Here is an 8,859-nt window from a genome sequence, read left to right on the forward strand (position 1 = left end):
AACCATAAAAAATGGCTCTGTTTAATGGTATGAGTTTAAGATACTTCTAATGGTGTAAATTCAAATGTACTTCCATTAAACAAGCCTTTATCACTCAGTTTTAAAGCCGGAATTACCAATAATGCCATAAACGATAAACTCATATATGGTGCATGAAGCTTACTTCCTAATTGTTTTGCCATGCTATCTAATTCTGAATACTGTTTACCAATAGTTTCAGCATTTTGATCACTCATAATTCCTGCCACAGGAAGTGCAACTACTTTTTCTTCAGAATTAGACACTGCGCAAATACCACCTTCATTAGCTATTAGAAGATTAACTGCTTTACAAATGGCTTCATCAGAAACACCAATAGCAATAATATTATGCGAATCGTGGCCAACTGAACTTGCAATTGCACCTTCTTTAAGTCCGAAGTTTTTGATAAATGCAATGGCTGGTTTATCATTCTGATATCGATTAACTACTACTATTTTTAGAACATCAGTTTCTGTATTTGAAACTAAATTACCATTATTAATCGTAGCGTTTACAATAATTTCTTTAGTTACTAATTCACCGTCTAAGCATTCAATTACTCTAATTTGTTTTGCATTAGATTCTAACCCAAAATCAGAAACTTTTTTCTTATCTGTATTGAAGTTGTTTAGATTTTTAAATTCGATATGTGCAATTTTTGAAATACCTTTATCATAAACTAGCACACCATTTATAATAGTTTGAAGCGTTTTAAAATCTTTTAAATCTTCAACTATAATGCAATCAGCAGCATCACCAACGTTTAATAAGCCAACATCTAAATTATAATGGCTCACTGGGTTTACACACGCTGTTTGAAGGACTTTAAATACATCATTATCTTTTGCCACAGCTCTTGCACATAATTGATTAATGTGACCAAGCAATAAATCATCAGGATGTTTATCGTCGCTACAAAACATCATATTATCATAATGCTCATCTAATAAATCAATTAAAGCTTCAAAATTTTTAGCGGCACTACCCTCTCTTATAATAACTTTCATGCCTTTTTGAAGCTTTTCTAAAGCTTCATCATAAGTAAAACATTCGTGGTCTGTCGAGATTCCGGCTGAGATATATTTAGTTAAATCGTCTCCTCGTAATCCTGGTGCATGTCCATCGATAGGCTTTTTATACTGTTTTGCCCAGTATAGCTTTTTAAGAACTTCATCATCATCGTAAATAACTCCAGGATAATTCATCATTTCGGCTAAATACTTAATATCAGGATTTGCCATTAAATCTTTAATAGCATCTGAATCTATGACTGAACCAGCAGATTCGAAACTTGTGGCTGGCACACAAGATGGTGCACCAAAATTAAATTTAAAAGGTGTTTGTTTTCCGTTTTTAATCATAAACTCTACACCTGCTACTCCGAGAACGTTAGCGATTTCGTGAGGATCAGATACTGTTGAAACAGTTCCATGTTTTACAGCAATTTTAGCAAACTCAGAAGGCACCAACATTGAACTTTCAATATGAATATGTGCATCTACAAAACCAGGCAAGATGTAATAGTTTTCTTCGCAATGTTTCTCTTCAATAGTTTTAATTTTACCGTTTTCAATGGTAACTTTACCTTTGAAGATTCTTCTATTTGAGATATCTACTATGTTTCCTTTTAAAATCAATTCAATTCTATTTTTAAAATACTTTTAGTTGTTTCTGTTACTCTAAAACGGTTGTCTGCACGTTTTCCAACTACCCAAACTACTTTATCGTTTGAGATCAGCAGCCACGTTTTCTCCTTTTCTATTAAAGACAGCTTTTCATCTTTAAGATATTTACTGATTTTCTTTTTCCCTTTCATTCCAATTGGATGAAAGTAATCTCCTTCTTTCCAAAGTCTTAATTCTAGTGGAAAAGTGAGTTTGTTTTTATCAATATAAATTTTATTTTTTGATCCACTATCAATTAAAATAACATCTTCAAAGGAAAACTCACCTAAATCAGTGTCTTTTGCACCACTTTGTACTTCGACGTCACTCAGTGTAATAGCATCTTGAATTCCTTCTTTAATTTCAGTCAATATTAAATGCTCGCGATGTTTTATTAGACGATGAGAATTTGATAACACTTGCTTACCAGACTGCGCATCAAGTAAGTTCACAATATCATTCCACTGTGTGAAGCCATAAGTCTTAAACATTTCAAATAAATAAGCTTTTGGATTATTCAACTTGCTAAAATCTGAAATTTTAAAAGTGATTCCGTTTTCATCAATATTTGTAATTGCGCGTTTTAAAACGGCGTCAAGGCTTTCTTCTACAATATCTGCTGTATCATTTAGGTTTTCTAATGTATTCTGTAAACTATCTAATAGTTGAGGATTAATTTCTTTAAGAATTGGAACTACCTCATGACGCAATTTATTTCTTAAATACTTTCGTGAGGAATTACTACTATCCTCTCTCCAATTTATAGCATGCGCTCTTGCGTAAGCTTCAATAGTCTCTCTAGAGAAAGGTAACATCGGTCTCACAATATTATCATTCACTACAGGAATTCCTGTTAAACCATTTAAACCTGTACCTCTTGTAAAATTAATTAAAAAGGTTTCGAGATTATCATCTGCGTGATGTGCTGTGAGGATATAATCGAATTGTAATTGTGTTGCTAATTCATTGAACCAATCGTAACGCAATTCTCGTGCAGCCATTTGTATAGAGCGTTTGTTTTGGTCTGCGTAAGCTTGTGTGTCAAAATTTTGGATAAACACTTCAACCTCTAATTGATCAGCCAATTCTAAAACAAAATCTTCGTCTGTATTACTTTCTTCAGCTCTTAGGTTAAAGTTACAATGGGCCAAAGCAAAATTTAAGCTTAAACTCTTACATAAATGAGCCAAAACAACACTATCTAATCCACCAGAAATAGCGATTATTAGCCGTTTTTTTAATAAGAACTCTAAGGTAGTATCAATATGTTTTTTAAAGGCTTTAAGCATTAGGTAAAGATACAACAATGACGAAAGCTCACAATTTTGATCCTAACAAAATGATAATAGTCATAAAAAATCATTATATTAATAAATAGCTTTAAACGAATATTTTAAAACATAGTTTTATGAGCACTTTTAAAGAATTATCGTCAAAATCTGCACAAACTGCTTTCGATAAAAAGGTACTTACTGTAGTACAACATTTATATCCTTATGTAAAACATAGAATATATATTGCTGAGTCCACAGGTATTTTACCTAAAAACATGTACTCTTCTACTGGCATGATTGATGAAAGTATTATCGAATTATATAGTCATGGTTTTAATATTGAAGCTGAAATAATAGCTGTTAAATTAGAACTTTTTAAAATCGTGGATAATTATATGAACGCGCTCTTTAAAAAAGAAGCTTACCATAAAAAGACAATTAGTACGGATACAATTTTAAAGGACGAACTTTCAAAGTTAAGTGAAGATTACACCATTGATGCCGACTTAGATTTAATATTAAATACAGAGTTAAGTGATATTTCATACAAGCAAGATCATAATACCCATTTATATTTATATGCCGACAAAGAAACCTCTATTTTAAAAGCTTTTGAATTGGAAGACTTATCTGTAACGCAGTCACCAAAAGTGTTTGGTCGTTTTTACAATTGGCTACCGATTAATGTTTCAAACATTGTAGATTTATACATTTTTGGAAATCTAAATTTTGAAGATATTTCTAAAATAAAAAATATTGAAACCAAACGTGTTCAACTCATTTTTGACAAAGTAAAGAAGAGTTTTAGACGAAATCTAGAATAGTTAATTTTCTAAAACCTCGCGCATAGCTTTGGCTTTTATAAGGCATTCTTCATATTCTTTTTTTGGATCACTTTTTGAAGTAATTGCACTACCAACAGAATACGAAATATATTGCTTGGTTTCGTTATAGAGAATACTCCTTATAATAACGTTAAAATCAAAGTCTCCATTAGGTTTAAAGTAACCTACTGAACCAGAATATAAGCCACGTTTGGTTTCTTCTAAATCTTCAATAATTTTCATGGCTGATATTTTTGGTGCTCCAGTCATGCTTCCCATAGGGAACGTTGTTTTTAAAATATCAACTGGGTTTGTATCTGCATTTACTTTGGATGTAATTGTAGAGATCATCTGATGCACCTGTAAAAATGAATAGACTTTACACAGCTCCTCTACTTTTACGCTACCCTTTTCTGCTGTGTGAGATAAATCATTTCGCACTAAATCGACTATCATTATGTTTTCACTCCGCTCCTTTTCGTCTTTAAATAAATTTTCTACAAGTTTTAAATCCTCAATTTTATCAATAGAACGTTTAGCTGTTCCTTTTATAGGCTGTGAAATTATGGCATTACCTTCTTTTTTTATGTAGCGCTCTGGAGTTGCAGACAGTAAGTATTTGTCTTCAACTTTCATAAAAGTTGCAAAAGGTGGTTTAGAAATTACATTCAGTCTTTTAAAAGTTTCTAAAGGATTAATCGTGCTATTTTCTGCATAAAATTCCTGACAAAAATTAGCTTCATAAATATCACCTCTTTGGATATGCGCTAACATAGTATTCGCTTTATTAAAATACTCGTCTTTATGAATTCGGAGTTTTATTTTAATTGGGTTCTGAGTCTTCTCAATTTGGAAAGACGTATTGGTCGATTCTATGTTTTTTAAATCAATTTCAATCTCGTCATCTACCATTTTTAAATATTGAATTTCAACTTGATTACCTTTAAATAAAAAGAGCTTTTTTGGTTGAAAAAAATATAAATCAGGAAAATCTAAACCATCAAAATTCTCAGATTTCAAGCTTTCGGTGGTGTTTTTTAAATCGTAAGTAAGATAACCAAAAATCCAATCGTTTATTGATGATTGATATTCTTGTAAGCGTTCAAAAGCATCAAAATAAGTTGTTTTAATTACAGTGAATGCATCTACTGCTAACACGGCATCATAGTTACTATACTTATCATTATGTTGGTTTGAATCTAACCAAACGACATCATCAAATTGTTGACTCCAAAGCAGCAACTGTTCTTTAAAATTATCTGAATTTTTAGGAAAATGAATTTTGGTAGTTCTCAATAGAAAAATGAATATGTGTAAAAATAATGAGAATACTTTTTAATAACATCAAATTTGTATATTTCTGAAAACAAAATAATGTACGTTTTACAAAACGATTTACTTCAAGTTAAAATAAAATCAATAGGAGCAGAACTTTCATCAGTAACCTCTAAAAAAAACACTATTGAGTTTATGTGGCAAGCAGATTCTAATATTTGGGGAAGCCATGCTCCTAACCTTTTTCCTATTATAGGGTCTCTAAAAGACGATTCTTATATTTATAACAATAATACGTACCCAATGACTAAACACGGGTTTGTTAGAAAAAATGAAGACTTTATTGTTAAAAATTCATGTGAAACAAATATTACGTTTCAATTAAATTCTAATGATGTGTTGTATAAAATGTATCCCTTTTTATTTGAATTTGAAATCTCTTACACATTAATAAATAATACTTTAACTATAAATCATAAGGTTAAAAATACAGATACAAAAACGTTGTATTTTTCAGTTGGTGGACATCCCGCCTTTAATTGTCCTTTATATAAAGATGAGAAATACACAGATTATAGCCTAGAGTTTGAAAATTCTGAAACTAGCGAATCTTATTTATTGAATATGGAAACTGGTCTAGTATCAAATAAAACTAAGACTGTGTTTATTAATGAGAACGAGATAAAACTTCATGGAGATTTATTTAATGAAGATGCACTTATTTTTAAGGATTTAAAATCACGTAAAGTCATTTTAAAACATAAAAGTAAAGGTCCTATTATATCTGTGAATTTTAAGGACTTTCCTTTTTTAGGAATTTGGGCAAAACAAAACGCTCCTTATATTTGTATTGAGCCTTGGTTAGGTATTGCCGATTCAGAAACCACAGATAAAAAAATCGAAAACAAAGAAGGTATTGTAGCACTTAATGTTAACGAAATTTTTAATGCTAGTTATAGCATAGAAATAGACAAAAGGCATTTAGTGTAAGTAGATTATAAATAGTAGCTTTGCAGCAAAATTATACACCGTGACTTTTAACGACTTAAACTTAAATACACCTTTATATAACGCTATAGACGATTTGGGTTTTATAACTCCAACTCCTATACAAGCAGAGTCATTTAGTGTTGTTGCATCTGGTAAAGATGTTGTTGGTATTGCTCAAACTGGTACAGGTAAGACTTTTGCATATATGTTACCTATACTACGTAATCTTAGCTACTCTCAACAAGAAAACCCTAGGGTTTTAATCTTAGTACCAACACGAGAACTTGTAGTCCAAGTAGTTAGCGAAATCGAAAAACTTTCTAAATATATTAATAATCGTGTTTTAGGCGTTTACGGTGGCACTAATATTAATACACAAAAACAGGCTGTTGCCCAAGGGCAAGATATCATTGTGGCTACACCAGGTCGTTTGTATGATTTAGCAGTGAGTCGCGTTTTACAACTAAAATCTATTCAGAAATTAGTAATCGATGAAGTTGATGTAATGCTAGATTTAGGTTTTAGACATCAGTTATTAAATATTTTTGATATTCTCCCAGAACGTCGACAGAATATTATGTTTTCTGCAACGATGACAAAAGATGTAGATGATTTAATTACAGACTTTTTTATTAATCCTGAAAAAATAGCTATTGCTGTTTCTGGTACTCCACTAGAAAACATTAAGCAAGAGCGTTATAATGTTCCTAATTTTTACACAAAAGTTAATTTGCTTGAATACTTACTTCAAGATAAAGAAGACTTTTCGAAAGTATTGATTTTTGTAGCATACAAAAGAATGGCAGATCGCTTATTTGATAAGTTAGAAGAATTATTTCCTAACCAATCTTGTGTTATTCATTCTAATAAAACTCAAAATTATAGGCTTAGAAGTATTGAGCAGTTTAGAGAAGGTGAAAATCGACTACTTATTGCTACAGACGTTATGGCTCGTGGTTTGGATATTGAAGGTATTTCTCATGTTATTAATTTTGACACACCTGATTATCCTGAAAACTATATGCACAGAATTGGTCGAACTGGTCGTGCGGAAAAAGAAGGACATACTTTATTATTTAGTACTGAAAAGGAACAACAAGGACGAGAAAGTCTTGAAGAACTTATGCAAATGCGTATTGATACTTTAGATATTCCTGATGCTGTTGAGATTTCTGCAGAACTTATTGATGAAGAGCGTGATGAAATTAAAGAACGTTACAATCCCATTAAACGACGTGATGAAGATGCGCCTGGACCAGCTTTTCACGAAAAATCTGAAAAGAATCAGAAAGAAAACTTAGGTGGTTCTTATAAATTTAAAATTGCAGCAAAATATAAAAAGCCACAAACTAGAGGAGATAAGAACTATAATAGACGTAATAAGAAGTAGTGAGAATTTATTCTAAAACAAAAATTACACCATTAAAAGTGGCATAGTATTTTAATTTTTTAGTTTCCGCATCAAATAATGCTACTAAATCATAGCCTAGATCTTTATATTGTTTTCTTACAACAACAGGGAAGTCATCAAAAATAGGTTCGATAATTTCGTTTGTAAAAGAAAAGAATAATCCGTATTTATTGTTTTTCTTTATTACAAAAGCAGCAAAATAAGATACTTTATAGATTTCATCATATTCAGCTGGTAGTATATATTTCCCTTGTTTATTATCTATTAAGCCTACTTTGCCAGACTTAAAACCAAGACTGTAGTCTTTTTTACCATACCAATTATCTTCAAAATACAAGAAATCCGTATCCAAGAAATTTTTATGGTTTTTTATAATACTTACTTCAGTTAATGTTTTAGATATAGAATCACTTTCGGGACTTTTTATTTTGCGTTTAGATTTGTCTAAATCTTCTGGCACTTCTAAATCATCATAATAGTAATCTCTTTTTTTAGGCTTTTGACTTATAGATTTTTTAATGTCTGATAAAATTTCAAATGCCCCATCGATAAGTTTAATTTCCATTCTACCATATACATCAGCTTTTGTATAGGTCAGTTTTAGGGATTCTAAAGCCCAAAACATTTGATCGTCATTTAAAAAATCAAAGTCATCAACGTTATCTAATAAAGTTTTGGTAAAGTGTTGTTCTTTAGTGTCATATATTTTAAGACTAAATTTATCATTGAAATCTTTAAAAAGGACAATTAAATCTGTTGTTGGTTTGATTTTACTTGCATCTTCATAGATTGAAACAAGAGCATTATAATTTGGGGTTAGTAATTTACCGTCTTTAGTATATAAATGTGATTTTTCGTTATAAAATAAATTATGTGATTTCCCTGTTTTAGTTGAAGTTGTATCTATAGCTACTATAAGATTATCATAAATACTATAATCAAAATAGGGCTGATCTTCAATTATTACCTTCTCATTATTTAAAAGAGTCGTTACAAACAAATTATCCTTTTTATTTTTAAAACCTACGAAATATTTTGGTCTAATGCCAAAATCTATTTTATCATAAATTGGTTTTACTTTAAGATTTTTGTTTAAAGTTGATAATCCAAATTTGTTTTGTTCTCTAATCGGTACTAATACTTCTTGTGCTTTTACACGAGGTATAAAAATTATTATTACTAAGGCATAAAGCAGATTTTTTTTCATTGATTTCGTTTCAAATTGTTAGAACAAGCATTGCATCGGTTAGGGTGTGAACAGCTTTGGTTGTCAATTTGTTTTATTAGTTCGTTTACAAAAAATCAATCACTCATTAAGACACACTACGTTGAAAGAAGTCACAATATGATGCTGTTTTTATTTAAAAAAAATAAGCAATTTATTATTACACCATTAAAAT

The 8,859-nt window shown here is 30.4% G+C and carries 7 protein-coding genes; 3 read left to right on the forward strand and 4 right to left on the reverse strand.

The window, feature by feature from the left end; all coding sequences use genetic code 11:
• Positions 1–35: 35 nt before the first annotated feature.
• Positions 36–1,658, reverse strand: coding sequence for an adenine deaminase (gene ade / locus B2U95_RS15015; protein ID WP_296317574.1), 1,623 nt, complete (start codon positions 1,656–1,658; stop codon positions 36–38).
• Positions 1,655–2,974 (reverse strand): tRNA lysidine(34) synthetase TilS, encoded by a 1,320-nt coding sequence (gene tilS, locus B2U95_RS15020; protein ID WP_296317576.1) that lies wholly within the window; start codon positions 2,972–2,974, stop codon positions 1,655–1,657. The genes ade and tilS overlap by 4 nt, the downstream gene beginning before the upstream one ends.
• Before the next feature lie 119 nt (positions 2,975–3,093).
• On the opposite strand from tilS, the gene B2U95_RS15025 reads away from it, so the two are divergent.
• Entirely contained in the window at positions 3,094–3,783 is a 690-nt protein-coding gene (locus tag B2U95_RS15025; protein ID WP_296317578.1) for a hypothetical protein, read from the forward strand.
• Here B2U95_RS15025 and B2U95_RS15030 read toward each other — a convergent pair whose 3' ends face one another.
• Positions 3,784–5,079, reverse strand: a complete 1,296-nt coding sequence (locus B2U95_RS15030) for an anthranilate synthase component I family protein (protein WP_296317580.1) — start codon at positions 5,077–5,079, stop codon at positions 3,784–3,786.
• Between the two features lie 78 nt (positions 5,080–5,157).
• Here B2U95_RS15030 and B2U95_RS15035 point away from each other — a divergent pair, with 78 nt between their 5' ends.
• Both B2U95_RS15035 and B2U95_RS15040 read left to right on the forward strand, forming a co-directional pair.
• On the forward strand, positions 5,158–6,048 hold the full coding sequence (locus B2U95_RS15035) for an aldose 1-epimerase family protein (protein WP_296317583.1): 891 nt from the start codon (positions 5,158–5,160) through the stop codon (positions 6,046–6,048).
• Between the two features lie 40 nt (positions 6,049–6,088).
• Positions 6,089–7,438 (forward strand): DEAD/DEAH box helicase, encoded by a 1,350-nt coding sequence (locus tag B2U95_RS15040; protein ID WP_296317584.1) that lies wholly within the window; start codon positions 6,089–6,091, stop codon positions 7,436–7,438.
• Between the two features lie 7 nt (positions 7,439–7,445).
• On the opposite strand, the gene B2U95_RS15045 is transcribed toward B2U95_RS15040, so the two are convergent.
• Positions 7,446–8,666 carry a hypothetical protein gene (locus tag B2U95_RS15045; protein WP_296317586.1) on the reverse strand — a complete coding sequence of 407 codons (1,221 nt, stop codon included), beginning with the start codon at positions 8,664–8,666 and terminating at the stop codon, positions 7,446–7,448.
• Between the last annotated feature and the right edge of the window lie 193 nt (positions 8,667–8,859).

This window comes from Winogradskyella sp. UBA3174 (genome assembly GCF_002364335.1).
Classification (GTDB): domain Bacteria; phylum Bacteroidota; class Bacteroidia; order Flavobacteriales; family Flavobacteriaceae; genus Winogradskyella.

Excerpts from the sequence above, each read along its gene's own strand:
- tilS (WP_296317576.1), bottom strand. The coding sequence starts at position 2,974 with ATGCTTAAAGCCTTTAAAAAACATATTGATACTACCTTAGAGTTCTTA.
- B2U95_RS15045 (WP_296317586.1), bottom strand. The coding sequence starts at position 8,666 with ATGAAAAAAAATCTGCTTTATGCCTTAGTAATAATAATTTTTATACCT.
- B2U95_RS15025 (WP_296317578.1), top strand. The coding sequence starts at position 3,094 with ATGAGCACTTTTAAAGAATTATCGTCAAAATCTGCACAAACTGCTTTC.
- B2U95_RS15035 (WP_296317583.1), top strand. The coding sequence starts at position 5,158 with ATGTACGTTTTACAAAACGATTTACTTCAAGTTAAAATAAAATCAATA.